The sequence below is a fragment of the Microbispora sp. CSR-4 genome (assembly GCF_008033685.1).
Lineage (GTDB): Bacteria > Actinomycetota > Actinomycetes > Streptosporangiales > Streptosporangiaceae > Microbispora.
The window spans coordinates 21601-40768 of the sequence record NZ_VJVX01000068.1 but is presented as its reverse complement, the minus strand read 5'-3'; the positions used below and the strand labels follow the sequence as shown (position 1 = coordinate 40768).

Annotated in this window: 17 protein-coding genes; 3 read left to right on the top strand and 14 right to left on the bottom strand. The window is 71.5% G+C overall.

All coding sequences use genetic code 11. The features are described from left to right. Positions 1 to 202: 202 nt before the first annotated feature. From FLV34_RS34440 to FLV34_RS34425, 4 genes are all read right to left on the bottom strand, one after another. Positions 203 to 631, bottom strand: coding sequence for a hypothetical protein (locus FLV34_RS34440; protein WP_147945092.1), 429 nt, complete (start codon positions 629 to 631; stop codon positions 203 to 205). A 73-nt stretch (positions 632 to 704) separates the two neighbouring features. Further along, entirely contained in the window at positions 705 to 1286 is a 582-nt protein-coding gene (locus FLV34_RS34435) for a PH domain-containing protein (protein WP_142646554.1), read from the bottom strand. Next, positions 1283 to 2371, bottom strand: coding sequence for an adenosine deaminase (locus FLV34_RS34430; protein WP_142646556.1), 1089 nt, complete (start codon positions 2369 to 2371; stop codon positions 1283 to 1285). Before FLV34_RS34430 ends, FLV34_RS34435 begins: the two co-directional genes overlap by 4 nt. Positions 2372 to 2420: 49 nt before the next feature. Then, entirely contained in the window at positions 2421 to 2774 is a 354-nt protein-coding gene (locus FLV34_RS34425) for a cupin (protein ID WP_147945091.1), read from the bottom strand. A 133-nt stretch (positions 2775 to 2907) separates the two neighbouring features. Between FLV34_RS34425 and FLV34_RS34420 the strand changes: the two genes are divergently transcribed. After that, positions 2908 to 5292 (top strand): hypothetical protein, encoded by a 2385-nt coding sequence (locus FLV34_RS34420; RefSeq protein WP_147945090.1) that lies wholly within the window; start codon positions 2908 to 2910, stop codon positions 5290 to 5292. A gap of 299 nt (positions 5293 to 5591) precedes the next feature. On the opposite strand, the gene FLV34_RS34415 is transcribed toward FLV34_RS34420, so the two are convergent. After that, positions 5592 to 7010: an MFS transporter gene (locus FLV34_RS34415; protein ID WP_142646562.1), complete on the bottom strand. Its 1419-nt coding sequence runs from the start codon at positions 7008 to 7010 to the stop codon at positions 5592 to 5594. 103 nt (positions 7011 to 7113) lie between these two features. Between FLV34_RS34415 and FLV34_RS34410 the strand changes: the two genes are divergently transcribed. Next, entirely contained in the window at positions 7114 to 7578 is a 465-nt protein-coding gene (locus FLV34_RS34410) for a MarR family winged helix-turn-helix transcriptional regulator (RefSeq protein ID WP_142646564.1), read from the top strand. Positions 7579 to 7640: 62 nt separating this feature from the next. Here the strand turns inward: FLV34_RS34410 and FLV34_RS34405 are convergent, their stop codons facing one another. Beyond that, positions 7641 to 8480: a VOC family protein gene (locus tag FLV34_RS34405; RefSeq protein ID WP_147945089.1), complete on the bottom strand. Its 840-nt coding sequence runs from the start codon at positions 8478 to 8480 to the stop codon at positions 7641 to 7643. An 11-nt stretch (positions 8481 to 8491) separates the two neighbouring features. Beyond that, positions 8492 to 9736 carry an MFS transporter gene (locus tag FLV34_RS34400; protein WP_222709733.1) on the bottom strand — a complete coding sequence of 415 codons (1245 nt, stop codon included), beginning with the start codon at positions 9734 to 9736 and terminating at the stop codon, positions 8492 to 8494. A gap of 58 nt (positions 9737 to 9794) precedes the next feature. Between FLV34_RS34400 and FLV34_RS34395 the strand changes: the two genes are divergently transcribed. After that, positions 9795 to 10778 carry a helix-turn-helix transcriptional regulator gene (locus FLV34_RS34395; RefSeq protein WP_147945088.1) on the top strand — a complete coding sequence of 328 codons (984 nt, stop codon included), beginning with the start codon at positions 9795 to 9797 and terminating at the stop codon, positions 10776 to 10778. Positions 10779 to 11065: 287 nt separating this feature from the next. On the opposite strand, the gene FLV34_RS34390 is transcribed toward FLV34_RS34395, so the two are convergent. The 7 genes from FLV34_RS34390 to FLV34_RS34360 all read right to left on the bottom strand — a co-directional run bounded on the left by FLV34_RS34390 (position 11066) and on the right by FLV34_RS34360 (position 19093). Then, on the bottom strand, positions 11066 to 12352 hold the full coding sequence (locus tag FLV34_RS34390; RefSeq protein WP_142646570.1) for a thymidine phosphorylase: 1287 nt from the start codon (positions 12350 to 12352) through the stop codon (positions 11066 to 11068). A gap of 9 nt (positions 12353 to 12361) precedes the next feature. Continuing rightward, positions 12362 to 12751: a cytidine deaminase gene (locus FLV34_RS34385; RefSeq protein WP_142646572.1), complete on the bottom strand. Its 390-nt coding sequence runs from the start codon at positions 12749 to 12751 to the stop codon at positions 12362 to 12364. Beyond that, on the bottom strand, positions 12748 to 14019 hold the full coding sequence (locus FLV34_RS34380) for an ABC transporter permease (RefSeq protein ID WP_147945087.1): 1272 nt from the start codon (positions 14017 to 14019) through the stop codon (positions 12748 to 12750). The genes FLV34_RS34385 and FLV34_RS34380 overlap by 4 nt, the downstream gene beginning before the upstream one ends. A 31-nt stretch (positions 14020 to 14050) precedes the next feature. Beyond that, positions 14051 to 15181: an ABC transporter permease gene (locus tag FLV34_RS34375; RefSeq protein WP_142646576.1), complete on the bottom strand. Its 1131-nt coding sequence runs from the start codon at positions 15179 to 15181 to the stop codon at positions 14051 to 14053. Continuing rightward, complete coding sequence (locus tag FLV34_RS34370) at positions 15178 to 16716, bottom strand: ABC transporter ATP-binding protein (protein ID WP_142646578.1); 1539 nt, start codon at positions 16714 to 16716, stop codon at positions 15178 to 15180. Before FLV34_RS34370 ends, FLV34_RS34375 begins: the two co-directional genes overlap by 4 nt. Before the next feature lie 100 nt (positions 16717 to 16816). Next, positions 16817 to 17845 carry a BMP family protein gene (locus FLV34_RS34365; RefSeq protein ID WP_261986007.1) on the bottom strand — a complete coding sequence of 343 codons (1029 nt, stop codon included), beginning with the start codon at positions 17843 to 17845 and terminating at the stop codon, positions 16817 to 16819. Between the two features lie 207 nt (positions 17846 to 18052). Next, positions 18053 to 19093 carry a BMP family protein gene (locus FLV34_RS34360; RefSeq protein ID WP_187280805.1) on the bottom strand — a complete coding sequence of 347 codons (1041 nt, stop codon included), beginning with the start codon at positions 19091 to 19093 and terminating at the stop codon, positions 18053 to 18055. Between the last annotated feature and the right edge of the window lie 75 nt (positions 19094 to 19168).

The window sequence follows — 19168 nt, the reverse complement described above, 5'->3', positions numbered from 1 at the left end:
TGCGGACAGGACTCTCGACAAGCCCAATCCTCCCAGCTCAAAGGCACTTTTCTCATGTAAACGATCAAGCCCGCTCAAATTCGTCGCGAAAGCCCGAGGCTAGGCGCTGTTCGCTTTCAGGGCTGGCCGCCGAACACTTCGTCGCGGAGCCGTACGGTATCCAGCAGCGTAGGGGCCGGCGCGTTCTTGGCCTGCTCAACCGTCAGGGTCCCACCCACAGGGGTTCGAGGACGAACATCGCGCGCTGCACGAGCCGGGTGAGGCCGAAGACGACCAGCGAGATCAGCACCACGGTGATCGTCGCGTCGGCCGTCGCCCCGCCGCGGGCGGCGTCGATCAGCGCCGCGCTCGCCACCACGAACGACGCGAGCACGCGCGCGGTATCGCGATGGGCACGGGTCAGCAGCAGCGCACCGGCCAGGAAGCCGAGGATCCCGGTCGAGACCCCGCCCGCGACGGTCGCCGTGTAGACGAGGACGGCCTGCACGGCGAGCAGCCACCACGTCCTGACCTTCAGCAGATAGAGGACCTGCACGCCGAGCACCGCCAGCGCGATCGGAGCGCCGGCGATCACGTAGACGCTCGCGAGCGCGGCGAGCACAACGACGACGATCACTCGTTCCAGACGCACTCAGACCCCTCCGGCAGACGATTGCCGCCCCGGCGTCGCACGGGCGGCCTTTGCTCCCGGTCCGGCTACGTGATCAGGAGACGACGAAGGCGGCCACGACCAGGACGATCGCGGCGGCGATGGCCGCCACGGCGGACGGCGACCAGGTGACACGGGTCTCGCCGGACGAGCTCTCGCGGCGGGACCGGCTCATCTCGGTGAGCTGGTCGGCCACCCAGTCGGCGTGGGTGCGGGCGCCGACGGCCTCGGCCGCCGCCCGCTCGGCCTTGTTCGCCGACTTGGCCGCCTTGGCGGCCCGCCCGGCGGCCCTGACCCGCTCACGGGCCGTCGCCTGGGGCGTCCAGCAGCGCACGGTGGTGTCGCCCGACTCGATCACGATGGCGTTGGTCACGGACACGTCGTCCACGCCGCTCCAGGGGACGTAGGCGTTCCGCAGCACGTTGCGCACGCGGACACCGCCCTCCTCCACGATGACGGCGGGCCGCAGCGCCATCACGAAGACCAGCGCCGTGATGACGCCGAGCACCGCGCCCGCGATCAGCGCGCTCGGCAGGTGGCCGTGGGCCGTCAGGTCCCACACGTTCCACGCGGCGAACAGCATCCAGAGCCAGCCGAGGAGCCAGGCCGCTTTCGATCGGTAGACCTGCGGCTTCACGCGTGCCACTTCATCTGCGCGTAGCCGGGCTTGATCACGCCGTTGATCAGCGCGAGCCGTTCGTCGAACGGGATGAAGGCCGACTTCATCGCGTTGACCGTGAACCACTGCAGGTCGTCCCAGTCGTAGCCGAAGGCGTCCACGAGCTTCGCGAACTCCTGCGACAGGCTCGTATCGCTCATCAGCCGGTTGTCGGTGTTGACCGTCACCCGGAAGTACAGGCGGCGCAGCAGGCCGATCGGATGCTCGGCGATCGACGGGGCGGCCCCGGTCTGCAGGTTCGACGTCGGGCACATCTCCAGCGGGATCCGCTTGTCGCGGACGTACGCCGCCAGCCTGCCGAGCTTGGCCTCGCCGTCCTCCGGCACCGTGATGTCGTCGATGATCCGCACCCCGTGGCCGAGCCGGTCGGCGCCGCACCACTGGATGGCCTGCCAGATCGACGGGAGCCCGAAGCCCTCCCCCGCGTGGATCGTGAAGTGGGCGTTCTCCCGCTGGAGATACTCGAACGCGTCCAGGTGCCGTGTGGGCGGATAGCCGGCCTCGGCCCCGGCGATGTCGAACCCGACCACGCCGAGGTCCCGGTAACGTACGGCGAGCTCGGCGATCTCCATCGAGCGGGCCTGGTGGCGCATCGCCGTCAGCAGGGTGCCCACCCGGATCCGCGGCTTGCCGTCGGGCCCGGCCGAGCCGAGCCGGAAGCCTTCGAGCACGGCCTCCACGACCTGGTCGAGCGACAGCCCCCGCGAGGTGTGCTGCTCCGGGGCATACCGGACCTCGGCGTACATCACGCCGTCGTCCGCCAGGTCCTCGGCGCACTCCGCGGCCACCCTGACCAGCCCCTCGCGGGTCTGCATCACGCCGACCGTGTGCGAGAACGTCTCCAGGTAGCGCTCCAGCGACCCGGAGTCGGCGGCGTCCCTGAACCAGGCCGCCAGCTCGCCGGGGTCGTACGTCGGCAGGGTGTGGCCGCAGTCACGGGCGAGGTCGATGATCGTCCCCGGACGCAGCCCGCCGTCGAGATGGTCGTGCAGGAGCACCTTGGGCGCCCTGCGAATCTCCTCCAGCGTGGGCAGCCTGGTCATGCCCCCTCCTCGCCGCCGTCGTTCTTCCGGCAATCCTAAGCTGGCCGTCCTACTCGTCGCGGTTGGCGGTGTCCGGGGAGAACGCGGGCAGGCAGACGGCGACGTACTCCGCGCCGGACGGCCCGGAGCTGTAGCGGATCTTCTCGCCGGGCTCGCTGACGAACGCCTGGCCCGCCTCGACCACGGTGGTGCCGCCCGCGTGCTCCACGATGACCGACCCCTTGAGCACGAGCGTGTACTCGGCGAACTCCGGGGTCTGCGCGGGCTCCTCCCAGCCGGGCGGGGCGACCATGTGCGCGATGGAGAGCTGCTCGTCGCCGCTGTTGACGCGGCCCACGTATTCGTCAATGACCTTGCCGCCCGGCACCGGAATGCGGGTGGGGCCGTCGATCCTCCTGACCATGCCGCCCAGTGTGTCAGTAGATCCGAAATAGCGTCATATAGGCCCATCCGCACTACGCTTGAGCGGCTGCAGAGGCGGACGAGACCGCCGGGCCGGGAGTGCGAACGTGAAGCCGTACGGACGAGGAGCCGCGGTGAGAGATCTGCCGGGATTCGACGCCTTCGCGGCGGACCAGGCCCAGCCGCTCGCCCGTACGGCCCTGTCGCTGACGGGTGACCCGGAGGCCGCCCGCGCCCTCGCGGTGACCGCGCTCTCGGTCGTGGCGGCCAGATGGCGCACCGTACGCTGGTCGTTTCCCGCCCACGCCGCCCGTGAGGCGCTGTACGCGGCCTATCTGAAGCGTCCGCGTGCCCGGAAAGCCGCACCCGGGACCGGGCGCCTCGATCCCGGCTCGGACGCGGCGGCCCTCGCGGAGGCGCTGACCGCGCTGACACCGCGCCGCCGCGCCCTTGTCGTGGCGTGCTTCCACGACGGGGACACCACCTGGCAGGCGGCGAATCTGTGCTGCGTGGACGCCCGGACGGCCAACACCGAGACCGTGCTCGCCGTCGCCGAGCTGCGCAGTCGCCTTCCCGCCTCCTTCGTGGAGGTAAGCCCGCCGAAGCCGGCGGATCCCGCAGCGGCGGAGCGGGCGATGGAGACGGCCCCCGACGAGACGCCCTCGAAACCCGCCGTAAGCGCCCCGCCCCCAGAAGCGCCCGCATCGGAGGCCCGCGCATCGGAGGCCCGCGCATCGGAGAGCCCCACTTCAGAAGGCTCCGCTTTCGCGGACTCCACTTTCGCGGACTCCGCTTGCGAGGGCTCCGCTCTGGAGAGGGCCGTTTCAGAGAATGCCGCTTCCCAGCAGATGCCGCCGGAGGCGGACCGGTGCCACACCGCGCCGGACGACGATGCGGAGACCGGTGGCGGCGCGCGTGGCACGGCCCCCGGCCCGTCGCCGACCTCGTGGGCGTCGCCGTCCCAGGCACCCACCCCCACACCGACCCCATGGACGTCACCGTCCCAGGCACCCACCCCCACACCGACCCCATGGACGTCACCGTCCCAGGCATCCAGCGCCACTCCAACCTCATGGGCGTCGCCCTCTCAGGCGTCCGGCTCCGCGTCCACACCTTGGAGCTCGCCGTGGCAGCCGGGCCACGCCGCCGGGCCGCCCGCCGGGCCCGCGTCCTACGGCGCACCCCCGGAGACCTGGTCCGGGGGGAACACGCCTTCCGCGACGCCGTTCGCCCCGCCCGCCACCCCTGCCGTACCGCCGGGGAGCAGCGGTCCCGGCGACCGCGGCGACGGTCCGTGGGAAGCGGCGCTGCGCAGGGAACTGGCCGTCCTGTCCGCGCAGATGCCCGCGCTCGATCCCGTCCCTCTCACCGCCGAGGCCGCACGGACCGGGCGGCGGCAGGGCACGCGACGGCGCGCCCTGGTCACCACCATGAGCGTCACGCTCTCCGCTCTGGTCATCGTCCCCCTCGCCTTCGGCGCGGCCGGCCTGCTCGGGCGCGCCGCGCACAGCACGGACGGCGCCTCCCCCGGCGTGCTGGACGAGAGCGACGCGGCTCCCACGCTCCCGCCGTCCCTGCCCGCCCCCGTACGCTTCGCCTACCGGGGGTTCTGCACAGCGGACGACTGGGACGCGTTCACCCAGGAGTTCGCGGAAAACGGCTGCGCCCAATGGCGAGTCGTGGCGACCACGGGCGGTCAGTGGCGTGTGGCGGACGTGTCCCCCGCCCTCAGCGACGGATGGCAGCCCCTCCTCGCGATCAGCGGGGACGGCAACCGCCTGGTCTACTTCAGCGCGGCCTCGTCCGACTTCGTCATGATCGACCGGCGCGACACCACGACGAGGAGGACCGACCTGGTCCCGCTCGCCGAGGAGGTCTCGCCGGAGGAGACCCACGTCGTCATCTCGCCCAGCGGGCGGTGGATGGCCGCCGACTTCGGCCCGGCCGCGGGGGCGCTCCATCCACGGGTGCAGAACCTCACGAACTATCACGTCCGGACGTTGCCCCGCCGGATGCGGGTCCTGGCCGTCTCGGACAACGGCACGGTGACGGGCACGGCCGCATGGGACACCGACACGGTTCCCGGGCGGCTCACCACAACCGTCCTGCTGCGGATGCGGCCCGACGGGCGCACGCTGAGCCGTACGCCGATCGACTCCGCGCTGTTCGAGGCAGGCACCGCGGTCTCCCCGGACGGACGCGCCGTCGCCGTGGCGGCCGAGCGCGCCCACCCGGCCGAGGGCGACCACGGCCAGTTGGTCACGATCGACTCCGTCACCGGCAAGGTGCTCACCCGGCGCGAGGCGGCCCTCCCCGAGGACACGCACATCTTCGCCGTACGCGGCTGGGCGGACGAGCACGAGGTGATCGTGGAGGCGGAGCGGATCAGCGACGACGACGAGGACGACGCGGAATATTCGGTCTACGCCATCGACGTGCGCACTGGAGCCGCGCGGCCGATAGAGCTGGACGAGGCGGGCGGTGTGCCCGCCCTCTGGGTCCCCGGCACGATGCGCTGACCCGATCACGCACTGACCCGGACGGGCGCTGGCCCAGACGGGCGCTGACCCGGCGCGCCCGGACGTGGTGTCCCCGGATGCGCACCGCCCTCGACACGCACTGGCCCCGACATACACCCCCCTCGGCACGCACTGGCCCGGACACGCGGTGGCCCCGGCGCGCCCGGACATGGTGTCCCCGGATGCGCACCGGCTCAGCCGCCCTGACCAGGAAGGTGGCGGCCGGGCGTGCGGGAAGGGGCGCCCCGGCGCGACCGGGACGCCCCTTCCTCTGACGGCGGTGGGAAACGTAGGGCGGGTCAGACCGTCTCCAGCACCGCCTCCTCCCGCGCCTCGGCCGGCCGCCGCCGGGACCGGAGCCCGGTGAGGGCGATGGCCAGGCCGACAAGGGCGAACCCGGCCGAGACCAGGATCGCGGCGCGGAAGTGGCCGATCGGGTCGCCGCCGTCCGCCCCCGAGGTCAGGACGGCGGTGACGATCGCCAGCACCACGGCTCCGCCGACCTGGCCTGAGGTGTTCAGCAGGCCCGAGGCGAGTCCCTGCTCCTCGTCGTCGACCCCGGCGGTCGCCTGGATGTTGAGCGACGGGAACGACAGCGCGAAGGCGATGCCCAGCAGGACCATGCCCGGCAGCACCATCGCGAGCAGGCTGGGGTGAAGATCCACCCGCAGGAACACCGCGTACCCCGCGAGCAGCGCCACCGAGCCCACCACGATCAGCCGCGCGGTGCCGAAGCGGTCGGCGAACCCGCCCATCGTGGTGGAGGTGAGCGCGACCAGCAGTCCCGCAGGCAGGAACGCGAGGGCGGTCTGCAACGCGCTCCAGCCCAGCAGGTTCTGGAAGTACTGCATCGCCACGAACTGGAAGCCGACGTACGACCCGAACAGGATGACCAGGCCGATGTTGGCCCGGACGAGTGGCGCGGAGCGCAGGATGCCGAGCCGGACCAGCGGGTGCCGCACCCGGCGCTCCAGCCAGACGAACAGCCCGATCAGGGCGGCGGCCCCGGCGAGCGACAGCACGGTGCGCACCGCGCTCACCTTGGGCGCCTCCACGACGGCGAAGACCAGGAGCAACATGGCCGCCGTGATGGTCGCGGCCCCGAGGAGGTCGTGGCCGCCTTCACCGCGTTCCTCGCCCCGCTGGAGCAGCCGCGTTCCGGCGATAAGGGCGATGATCGCGACGGGCACCGGCATGAAGAACGTCCAGCGCCATCCGATCTCGGTGAGCAGGCCGGACAGGACCAGCCCGAGCGAGAAGCCGCTGGCGCCGCAGGCGGTGAAGATGCTCAGGGCCCGGTTGCGTGCGGGCCCTTCGGCGAAGGTCGTGGTGATGATGGACAACGCGGCGGGCGCGGTGAACGCGGCGCTGACGCCCTTCACGAAGCGGGCCGCGATCAGCAGGGTTCCGTCGGTCATCAGCCCGCCGAGCAGCGAGGCGGCGGCGAAGACGACGAGGGCGGTCAGGAACACCCTGCGGCGGCCGAGCAGGTCGGCGGTCCGGCCCCCGAGCAGCAGCAGACCGCCGTATCCCAGCACGTAACCGCTCACCACCCACTGCAGTGACGAGGTGGACATCCCGAGATCGGCCTGGATGGACGGGAGCGCCACCCCGACCATCGACACGTCAAGAGCATCGAGGAACACGACGGCGCAGAGAACGGTGAGGGCACCCCACAGGCGGGCCCCCCAGCGCTCGTCCCTAGTGGAGGAAGTCATGACAGGGGAACTTACATGCACACGCATTCAATGCACAAGCAAATAATGCGTTTGCATCTAATGTGTGTGCATGGTATGGTCGCGCCGAGAAAGGCGGTCTCGCATGAACGACATCGACACCGGCTTTGTGGTGATGGCCTGGCGCGAGCTGCTCGCCCGGCACGCGGAGGTGTCGTGCGCGCTGGAGCGTGAGCTGAGCGACAAGCACGGGCTCGGCGTGAGCGAGTTCGAGGTGCTTGAGCGCCTCGTGGAGGCAGACCGGTCCTCTCTCTGCGACGGGCCGGACGGGGCCAAGTTCCGCGTGCAGGAGCTCGCCGGCCAGGTTCACCTGAGCCAGAGCGCGCTGTCACGCCTCATCGCCCGGCTGGAACGCGAGGGCCTGGTCGGCCGCGCGCTGTGCGAGGCGGACCGGCGCGGGGTCTTCGTGCAGCTCACCGAGGAGGGACGGCGACGGCACGCGGAGGCGACCCCCACGCATCGGGCCGTCCTGGCCGAGCACCTGTTCCCCCACCTCGTGAACGCCGGCTACGCGCCATCCGTCCCGGACGAGGCCCCCCGCCCCGTCTGAGCCCTCATGTGACGAAGAGAGCCGGCCCGCTGAGCACGCGGGCAGGCGCGGAACCGGCGGGCTCAGGCGATCAGGAGCGGCACGCCGTCCACGTCGACGAGCGCGCCGTTCGCGTCCACCAGCGCGCCGTCTCCTGTCACCTGCGCGCCCGCCTCGATGAGCCGGAAAGCCGCCTCCTCCGGGTCGTCGGCGGCGATGGCGACGTGCCGGAAACCCCGCCGGCACGGATCGGGAGTCCACGGGCTCGCGGTCGTGGGAGCGGTGAACGTGAAGACCTCCAGGACCGCCTCCCCGGCCAGCAGATATGTGATCAGGAAGCCGCGCGGGTCCTGGTCCTGCGATATCTGCCCGATGACCTCATAACCGAGCCTGTCCCGATAGACGGCGAGCGCGGCGTCGAGGTCGGCGGACGTGACCGCCACGTGGTCGAAGACCGGCGGCGCCGTACGCGGCCTGCTCAGGGCGGCCAGCCGTTCCCGCTCGGCCAGTTCCGGCGAGGCGACCCGGTGATACCGGAGGTAGCCGGACGTGATCTCCAGATGGGTGCCGTCCGGGTCCTGGAAGAACGCGATCCGCACGCCGCCGACCGCGTCGAGAGGTGGCAGCGTGAAGGGCACCCCGGCGTCGCGGACGCGCTCGGCCCGCAGATCGACGTCGCCGACCTTGAAGCCGATGTGCCGGATGCCGCGCTGGAGGTCGTCGTTCACCCAGCCGCCGAGATCGCCTTCCGCCGTCTCGACCAGTTTCAGCAGTGCGGGCCCGGCCGACAGCCACGCGACGCCGGGCCCCGCGGCCGGGCCCCCCGCCGGAGCGAGATCCAGCAGGTCGCGGTAGAAGTCGAGCGAGCGGGCCAGATCGGCGACGCCGATCTCGACATGACGGATGCCTTCGTGATCTGACACGGCTCCCCAACCTACCCCCGGCCCCTCCGCGTCCCGAGCGGTCCCGTACGGCGAAGCCCGCCGGGGCCGGTGACCACAGCGGAGCGGACCTCGGCGGCCGAGCCGGGCCGCAGGCCGGGAGCCAGTGCGAGGGTGACCACGACGGAGGCCGCCGCCATCGCGCCCATCGCGGCCGGGGCCGAGGTGGTCTGAGCCACCGCCCCCGCGATCGCCGCGCCGACCCCCTGCATGGTGAGCACGCCCGACGACTGCAGCCCGAGCGCCTGCCCGCTCATCTCCTCCGGGGTGACGGACATGAGGCGTTCCTGGAGCAGCAGGCTCGCCGAATATCCGGCCGAGGCGAGCATGACGGCGGCCAGCGCGACCGGCAGGGACGGGCGGAGCAGGAAGACCAGGTAGGGCGCGGCGAGCAGCAGCCGCAGCGGAGCGCTCAGCCGCTCGCGCCACCACGAGGGGACGAACCGCCCCAGCAGCGTGTCACCGGCGAGCATCCCGGCGGCGGCGCAGGCGAACAGCAGCCCGGCGTGCGGGGGATCGTAGGCGACGTACAGCGACTCGCAGCCCACGATCAGGCCGTTCGGCACCCACAGGGCCAGATAGAGCCGGCGGCGCAGCCCCGACGACCAGAGCACGCGGTTGACCCGCCACGTCTCCGCCGGAGAGGGCCGTCCCTGCGCGCGGGGCGGGCGGCCGGTGAGCCCCCACCGGGCGACGGCCGCCGCGACGAGGTACAGCCCCGCCCCGGCGAGCAGCGTGCCGCGCGGGGACAGCGCGGTCACGAGCACGCCTCCGGCGACGAAGCCGACGATCTGCTGCACGCCGACCGACATGCTGAGCACCGAACGGCCGAGCAGGTAGCCGTCCCTGGGCAGGATCTCGTTGAGCAGCCCGAACCGGACCCCGCCGCCGAGGGAGGCGGCGAGCCCCATGCCCAGGACGACGGCGAACACCGCCCACAGCGGCAGACCGGGAACGGCGAGCGCGGCCGTGCCGGCGCAGTGGACGAGCGCCAGCGCCGTCATCGCGGCACGCGGGGGCAGCCGGTCGGCGGCCGACAGCAGCACCGTCGCCCCGAGCACCTGTGCGAAGGACGAGCCGAACATGCTCAGGGCCGACAGCAGCGGCGACCCCGTCGCCCCGTAGACGAGCGTGCCGAGGGCCAGGCCGCTCACGGTCGAGGCCGCCACCTGCGCGGACGCGGCGGTGAACAGGGGTGTGTATTCAGGCGTGCGGAACAGTTCCCGATAGGTACGCATGACGGGAGCCTCGATCACCGCCGCGCACCGCCGTTATTGTTTCGCGGGGAGGCGAAACATGGGCTGGTGGCTGGTCGACTCCGACACCCTCGCGGAGAGCCGGTTCGTGATCTCTCCCCTGGCCGAGGCCACCGCCTGCCTGTTCACCCTGGAGAGGGCGTCGGCGGCGCATCCCGGCGAGCGGGAGTGGCTCGACACCCATCTGCCCGCCTTCCGCTCCCGCCTGGCCGGCGACCCGATCACGGCGCTGCTGCTGAGGGCCGCGCGGGGCCGCAACTGGACCGCCGACTTCCTCACTCCCGCTCCGACCGGCGAGGGCGAGCCCGCCTTCGAGGAGGAACTGGCCCGGGTCCGCGCGACCCCGCCCGAGACCGCGTACGCCGACATCGAGGTGGCGCTGCGCGGTCCGTTGCCGGGGCCGCTGCGCCGCACCGACCTGGCCGACCGCGCGGCGGATCTGCTGGAGTGGGTGTGGACGCACACCGTGCTGCCCGACTGGCCGCGCCGCCGGCGGATCATGGAGGCCGACGTCGTCGCCCGCGTGGGCCTCATCAGCCAGGGCGGCTGGGCCGCCGCGCTGAACGACATGCGCAAGGGGATGCGCTGGCTCGGCGGCGACCGGCTGCAGATCAACACCTACGACTATCCGCCGAGGCGGATCGGCGGGGCGCGGCTGATGTTCGTCCCGGTCACTCCCCGCCAGGCATGGGCCGCCTGGACCGTGGGCCGCCACTACGCCCTGGTCTACCCCTGCTCGGGGACGCTGGCCGAGCCCGGCCGGGCGCCGGTGCCCGAGGCGCTCGGCAGGCTCCTCGGCCCGGCACGGGCGCGGGTGCTCGTGCTGCTCGCCGCGCCGAAGAGCACGACGCACCTCGTGGCGCTGAGCGGCCAGGGCCTGGGCTCGGTGGGCCGCCACCTCAAGGTGCTCCTCGACTCCGGTCTCGTACGGCGGCGCCGGGCCGGGCGGTCGGTGCTCTACTACCGCACGCCCCTCGGCGACGCCCTCGTGGCGGGTGACACGGATGATCGTTCGATGGAGTGAACCAACCTCGCCAGCCCCAAGGCCCTGTGGTCTTCTTCGGCGTCCTGTTCGCCAGCCTGCTCCCGCACCGTACGGACCTCGTCATGCGGGCGGCCACCCTCGGCGCGATGCCGACCGTGGCGTTCGCCTGGTTCTCCGCCGTCGCCTTCCTGGCCGGCAGCCCGTGGATCACCAGGGGCTACCGGCGGCTGAAGAAGCGGCTCGACATGCTCACCGGCGGCCTGTTCGTCGGCATGGGCGTGCATGGGCGCGCTGCTGATCCCACGCTGACGCGAAGACTGCGACGCTCAGGCGGTGATGCGGTCGATCACCAGCGGCAGCAGGTCCGCGCCGCCGTCCTGGCCGATCTCGTACGCGCCCTCGAGCGCCTGGAGCGCCCGGTCGAACCTGGCGGCCTCGTCGGCGTACAGGGTCATCAGCGGAGCCCCGGCGCGGACCGTCTCGCCGGGCTTGGCGTGCAGCACGATGCCCGCGCCGGCGGAGACCGGGTCCTCCTTGCGAGCCCGTCCGGCCCCGAGCCGCCAGGCCGCCACGCCGACCTTGAGCGCGTCGAGCGTGCGCAGCGTGCCCGAGGCGGGGGCGGTGACAACGGCCGACTCGGCGGCCTTCGGCAGCGGCGCGTCCGGGTCGCCGCCCTGGGCGATGATCATGCGCCGCCAGGCGTCCATCGCCGAGCCGTCCTTGAGCGCCTCCTCCGGGTCCTTGGCGCCCGGGACGGCGGCGGCCTCCAGCATCTCCCTGGCCAGCCGTACGGTGAGCTCGACCACGTCGGCGGGGCCGCCTCCGGCGAGCACCTCGACGGACTCCTCGACCTCCAGCGCGTTGCCCACCTTCAGGCCCAGCGGGCGGTCCATCGCGGTGAGCAGGGCGACCGTGCGCACCCCGGCGTCGGTGCCCAGCTCGACCATCGTCCGGGCCAGCTCGCGGGCGTCGTCCACGTTCTTCATGAACGCGCCCGAGCCGGCCTTCACGTCGAGCACGAGCGATCCCGTGCCCTCGGCGATCTTCTTGGACATGATCGAGGACGCGATCAGCGGGATCGACTCGACCGTGCCGGTGACGTCGCGCAGCGCGTAGAGCTTCTTGTCGGCCGGCGCGAGGCCCGCGCCCGCCGCGCAGACGACCGCACCGGCCGAGCGGATCACGCCGAGCATCTCGTCGTTCGACAGCGACGCCCGCCAGCCGCGGATCGACTCCAGCTTGTCCAGCGTGCCGCCGGTGTGGCCGAGGCCCCGCCCGGACAGCTGCGGCACGTACGCGCCGCAGGCGGCGACCAGCGGGGCCAGCGGCAGGGTGATCTTGTCGCCGACCCCGCCGGTGGAGTGCTTGTCGGCCGTGGGCCGGTCGAGGGAGGACCAGTCCATCCGCTCCCCCGACCTGATCATGGCCTGGGTCCAGTCCGCGATCTCCCTGCGGTTCATGCCGTTGAGCAGGATCGCCATCAGCAGCGCCGACATCTGCTCGTCGGCCACCTCGCCCCGCGTGTACGCGTCGATCACCCAGTCGATCTGGGCGGTCGACAGCTCGCCCCGGTCGCGCTTGACGGTGATGACCTCGATCGCGTCGAACCCCACGTTTCCCCCTTATCGCGACAAATCATCCGGGCCGAAGGCGAACGGCAGGAAGCCGTCCATCCGCATCGGCCCGTCGGGCGTCTCCACCAGCAGGTCGCGCCCGCCGTGCTCGAACAGCAGCTGGCGGCAGCGGCCGCACGGCATCAGCAGCTCGCCGTGGCCGTCCACGCAGGTGAAGGCCACCAGCCTGCCGCCGCCGCTCGCGTGCAGCGCGGAGACGAGCCCGCACTCGGCGCACAGCCCCAGGCCGTACGACGCGTTCTCGACGTTGCAGCCGGTCACGATCCGGCCGTCGTCGACGAGCGCCGCCGCCCCCACGGGAAACTTCGAATACGGCGCGTACGCGTGGGTCATGGCCTCGCGGGCCGCGACCCGCAGCGCCTCCCAGTCGATGCTCATTTCGCCTGCCCCCTTCGATACGGGACACCGTCGGCCGCCGGCATGCGCAGCCGTTGCGAGGCCAGCGACAGGACCAGCAGCGTGGTCAGGTGGGGGGTGAACGAGGTGAACTGCTCCGGCACGGTGTCGGTCACGGCGAACACCACGAACACCGCGATCGCCACGACCCCGGTGATCAGGGCCGCGCGCCCGCGCCGCTGCCGTACGAGCTGGTAGACCGCCACGGCGACGAGCAGCAGCGCGACGACGAGCAGCAGCGCGTGCACCGAGATGCCGCCCTGCCGGAGCTGGAGCGCGTCGGTGTAGCCGAACAGCGCCGCGCCGCCGGCGAGCCCGCCGGGACGCCAGTTGCCGAAGATCATGGCGGCGAGGCCGATGTAGCCGCGTCCGCCCGTCTGCCCGTCGCGGTAGATCCCCGCCGCCACCAGCGACAGGAACGCGCCGCCGAGCCCGGCCAGCACACCGGAGACCAGCACGGCGGCCCACTTGTACAGGTAGACGTTGACGCCCAGCGACTCCGCCGCGACCGGACGCTCGCCGCACGCCCGCAGGCGCAGGCCGAACGGCGTGCGCCACAGGATGTAGAACGACAGCGGCACCAGCAGGATCGCCAGGATCGTGAACCACGACACGTCCTGGGTGATGCCCCGCAGCACGCCCGCGAAGTCCGACAGGACGAACCAGTGCTTGGCCTCGACGGTCCGCAGCGGGTCGTTGAGGAAGCCCAGGCTCACCGTGCCCATCTTGGGCAGCGGCGGCGAGTTCTTCGTGCCGCCACCAGGCATGCCGTCGAAGACGAGCTGGGACAGATACTGGGTGAAGCCGACGCCGACGATGTTGATCGCCACGCCGGAGATGATGTGGTCGACGCCGAAGGTCACGGTCGCGACGGCGTGGATGGCCGCGCCCAGCGCCCCGCCGACGGCGCCGGCGACCACACCCGCCCAGGGGCTGTGGAACTGGATGGCACCCCAGGCGCCGAACCAGGTGCCGAGCACCATCATGCCTTCGAGGCCGATGTTGACCACGCCGGCCCGTTCCGACCACAGGCCGCCGAGACCGGCGAGCCCGATCGGCACGGCGAGGCCGAGCGCGGCGCTGACCGTGCCCGCCGAGGTGATGTCGTTCGCCCCGGTCACCAGCCGCGCGATCGACAGCAGCACCACGAGCCCGGCCAGGCCGAGCAGGAGCACCGGGCCCGACAGCCGGAAGCGCCGCACCGGGGCCGCCTCGACCGGGCGTTCGACCGGGAGGTCCGTCGCCGTCATGCCGTCTCCTCGATTCCGTCCGGCCTGGTTGTCATGCCGTCGCCTCCGCCTTCGGCGCCTCCTGCGGCGCGGCGAGCTCGCGGCTGACCCTGCGCTGCTCCGCGACGATGCGGTAGCGGTGGACCAGCTCGTACGCGATGATCACGGAGAGCACGACGACGCCCTGCATGATCTGGACGATCTCCTTGGAGATGTCGAGCAGCTGGAGCTGGTTGGACGAGTTGTCCAGGAAGCTCCACAGCAGCGCGCCGACCGCCATGCCGACCGGGTTGTTGCGGCCGAGCAGGGCGATCGCGATGCCCGTGAAGCCGAGACCGGCCGGGAAGTTGTTGCTGTACTTGTAGGAGGCGCCGAGCAGCTCCGGCATGCCGATCAGGCCGGCGACCGCCCCCGACATGACCATCGTGACGACGATCATCTTCTTCACGCTGACACCGCTGGCCACCGCCGCGGACTCGGACTTGCCGGTCGCCCGCAGCTCGAAGCCGAACCGGGTGCGGTTGAGCACCACCCAGTAGGCGATGCCGAGCAGGACCGCGACCACGATGAACCCGTTGACGAGCACCGGCGTGCCCGCGATGAGCGGGATGCCGGGCATGTGCGCGTCGTCGGGGATGGGCCTGGTGCCGAGGTCGTTGCCGGTCAGCACGCCGAAGTGCTCGCTGACCAGCCACGAGCCGAGGCCGGTGGCGATCGCGTTCAGCATGATGGTCGAGATGACCTCGCTCACGCCCCGGTAGACCCGGAGCAGACCGGCGATCGCGGCCCACAGCGCGCCGACGACCACCGCCACGACGATCACGAGGACGATGTTGAGCACGCCCGGCACCACGGCGGCGCCGCCGAGCCCGGCGGCGATCACGGCCGCGAGCCGATACTGGCCGTCCACGCCGATGTTGAAGAGGTTCATCCGGAAGCCGACGGCCACCGCGAGCGCGGAGATGTAGTACATGACCCCGGTGTTGAGGATCATGGCCATCGACCGCGGCTGGGTGCCGTACTCCGCGAGGGTGGTGAACGCCAGCACCGGGTCCTTGCCCGCGGCGACCAGGACCACCGACGTGATCAGCACGGCGACGACGACCGCGATGAGGGGTGCGACGACGGCGAGCCAGCCGCTCAGCTTCACCCGGCCGAGCACCCGGTCGAGGAACCCGTTCATACCGTCTCCTCCCCGGCGCCGGTCATCGCCGAGCCCAGTTGCTCGGGGGTCACGTTCGCGGGATCGACGTCGGCGACGATCCTGCCGCGCAGGATCACCTTGAGCGTGTCGGACAACCCGATCAGCTCGTCGAGGTCCGCGGAGATCAGCAGCACGGCCAGCCCGGCGGCGCGCGCGGTGCGCAGGTGGTCCCAGATGGCGGCCTGCGCGCCGATGTCCACACCCCGGGTGGGGTGGCTGGCGATGAGCAGCACGGGATCGCCGCTCATCTCCCGCCCGACGATCAGTTTCTGCTGGTTGCCGCCGGACAGCGTGGCCGCGTCCACGTCGATGCCGGGGGTGCGCACGTCGTACTCCTCGACGATGCGCCGCGTGTCGGCCCGGGCGCCGGCGCGGTCGATCCACGGGCCCTTGACGTTGGGCCGGCGGGTCTGGTGGCCGAGGATGCGGTTCTCCCAGAGCGGCGATTCGAGCAGCAGGCCGTGGCGGTGGCGGTCCTCGGGGATGTAGCCGATGCCGCCCGCGCGCCGCTTCAGCGTGGACCACTGGGAGATGTCGGCGCCGGCGAGCGTGAGCGCGCCCGCCTCGCAGGGGCGCATACCCATGATCGCCTCGACGAGTTCCGCCTGGCCGTTGCCCTCGACGCCCGCGATGCCGAGCACCTCGCCCTTGTGGATGTCGAAGCTCACGTTGTCGACCACCGGCCGCCCGTCGCCGGTGCGCACGGTCAGGTCGCGTACGGACAGGGCGACGACGTCGGTGACGGTCGACTCGCGGGTCTCGGGGCTGGGCAGCTCGCTGCCGACCATGAGCTCGGCGAGCTTGCGGGAGGTCACGTCCTTGGGGTTCACGGTCGCCACGGTGGTGCCGCGCCGGATGACGGTGATCTCGTCGGCCACCCGAAGGACCTCGTCCAGCTTGTGGGAGATGAACAGGATCGTCAGCCCCTCGCGGACCAGGCCGCGCAGGTTGTCGAACAGCTCGTCCACCTCGTGGGGCACGAGCACGGCGGTCGGCTCGTCCAGGATCAGGATGCGGGCGCCCCGATAGAGCACCTTGAGGATCTCCACCCGCTGGCGGTCGCCGACACCCAGGTCCTCGACCGGCACGTCCGGCTGCACGCCCAGGCCGTACGCGTCGGAGATCTCCTTGATCTTCTTGCGTGCGGCGGCGAAGTCCAGGGCGAGGCCGCCGCGGCGCGGCTCGCTGCCCAGGACCACGTTCTCCAGGACGGTCAGGTTGTCGGCCAGCATGAAGTGCTGGTGGACCATGCCGATGCCCACGGCGATGGCGTCGGCGGGGGTGTGGAAGCCCACGGGCGCCCCGTTGACGCGGATCTCGCCCTCGTCTGGGCGCTGCATCCCGTACAGGATCTTCATCAGCGTGGACTTCCCCGCGCCGTTCTCGCCTACGAGGGCGTGGATGTGCCCCTTGGCGACGCGGAGGTGGATGTCGCTGTTGGCGACGACTCCCGGGAACCTCTTGGTGATCCCGGTGAGTTCTACTGCGGGTTCCGTGGCGGTCGCGGCGGTAATGTCGGCCTCCTCTTCGCGGAGTGCCCGGTGCGGTCAAGTGATAGTGAGAGTAGAGCAAAGGGCCCGGGGCGGGTGCCTCCGGGCCCCTCGAATGCGCAGGTCAGGACGTCGGGACCGTGATCTCGCCGCCGACGATCTTCTGCTTGTACTCGTCGATCTTCGACTTGATGTCGTCGATCTTGCCGCCGGTCGTGGAGTAGTCCACGCCGCCCGCCTTGAGGTCGTAGACCGAGGGGCCGGACGTGACCGTGCCGTCGATGTACTTCTTGAGGAAGTCGAAGACGGCCACGTCGACCTTCTTGATCATCGAGGTGATGATCACATCCTTGAAGTCGGCGTACGCCGGGAGCGCCGCCTGGTCGGAGTCGACGCCGATCGCCATCGCGTTCGCGGCCTTGGCCGCCTCGAAGACGCCCGCGCCCGAACCGCCGGCCGCCTGGTAGACCACGTCCGCACCGGCGTCGTACATGCCCTCGGCGGCCGTCTTGCCCTTGGCCGGGTCACCGAAGCCGCCGAAGTCCGGGGGCTGGGTGAGGTACTTGGTCTGGATCTTGATGTCCGGCTTGACGGCCTTCGCGCCGGCCTCGTAGCCCGCCTCGAACTTGTGGATCAGCGGCACGTCGACGCCACCCACGAAGCCGATGTTGCCCTTCTCGGACTTCAGCGCCGCCGCGACGCCCACGAGGAACGACCCCTGCTCCTCGGCGAACATCAGGTTCGTGATGTTGTCGCCCTTGGCCGCGTCGTCGTCCACGATGGCGAACTTGACGTCGGGGAACTCCTTGGCGACCTTCGCCACGGAGCCGGAGTAGGCGAAGCCCACCGCGATGACCGGGTTGTAACCCCCGGACGCGAGCAGGCGCAGCCGCTCCTCCTTCTGGGCGTCGGTCTCGCCCTGGGTGGCCTCCAGCTCCTTCTTCTCGACGTGAAGCTCCGCCTCGGCCTTGTCCAGGCCGGCCGCGGCCGCGTCGTTGAAGGAGCCGTCGCCACGGCCACCGATGTCGTATGCCAGGCCCACCTTGACCTGGGAGGCGGCAGGCGCGCTGGACGCGTCGGCCGAAGCTCCGGTCGTGGTGGTGTCGTCGCTACCCCCACAGGCGGCGGCGGCCATGAGCAAGGCGCCGCTCACCGTGGCGGCGGTCAGTCTGCTAACTCGATTGCGGAGCAAGGTCGTGACTCCCCTTCCGTTCCCCGCCCGTCTGACTCTCGTCGCACGCACGCAGGAACGCACGGCAACCCTGCACGGAAGATAGTTGTTTGACCTGCATCGACCAAACCCGCACCGCAGTCCGCAACATGTCCGTTATGCAGCGCAGTCCACACCGTGACCAGGGCGTCAGCCTGGGGAAACCTTGACCCGGCCGTGGATGATCTCCTGCTTGAGCAGCTCCAGACGCGGCTGGATGTCGTCGATGTGGCCGCCGGTGAGGCTGTAGTCGACGCCGCCGCGCCTCAGGTCGTACACGACCGGGCCGCTGGTCACGGTGTGGTCGGCGACGCCGGCGAGGTAGTCGTAGACCGCGACGTCGATCCTTTTGATCATCGAGGTCATGATCACGTGGCGCACGGCCGGGTCGGCGCTCTTGGCCTGGTCGTAGTCGACGCCGATGGCCCACGCCCCGGCGTCGTTCGCCGCGCGGAACACCCCGGCCCCCGAGGCCCCGGCGACCTGGTAGACCACGTCGGCGCCGGCCCGGTACATGCGCCGTGCGACCTTCTCCGCCTTGTCGGGCCGGTAGAAGCCGTTCAGGTCGTGCGGGCCCGTGAGGTAGGCGATCCTGATCCGCACCCGCGGGTTCACGTGCTTCACGCCCTGGACGTAGCCGACCTCGAACTTCCTGACCAGCGGCGACGGGTTGCCCCCGACGAAGCCGACGTCGCCGGTGCGCGACTTCATCGCCGCCGCCGCGCCCATCAGGAACGACCCCTGCTCCGAGGCGAACAGCAGGTTCGTGATGTTGGGGCCCTTCACCGTGGGCTCGTCGACGATCGCGAACCGCGTCCTGGGAAACCTCGGGGCGATCCGCGCCAGCGCCGGTGCGTACGAGTATCCGACCGCGATGATCGGGTCGTATCCCGCCGCGGCGAGTGCCCGCACCCGCTCCACCTTGCGGGTGGCGGGCTCGCCCGGCGCGGCCTCGACCTCACGCACCCGCATGCCCTTCAGGTTGCGCTTGGCCTCGTCGACTCCGGCGGCCGCGGCGTCGTTGTACGACTGGTCGCCCCGTCCGCCGATGTCGTACACGAGCCCGACCTGCAGCGGACGTGTACGCGGGGTCGCCGTGCTCACCTCGCCGCCACATCCCGCGACGGCGGTCACGGCGGCGGCGACGGCGCCCGCCATCACCGCCCGGAACGCCCGCAATCGGACCCCCATCCCGGAATTGTCCCAACCTCGCGATACCCGCTGGGCGTCCAGGAGAACGTGGGACACAAAGTCCCTGACAGATTT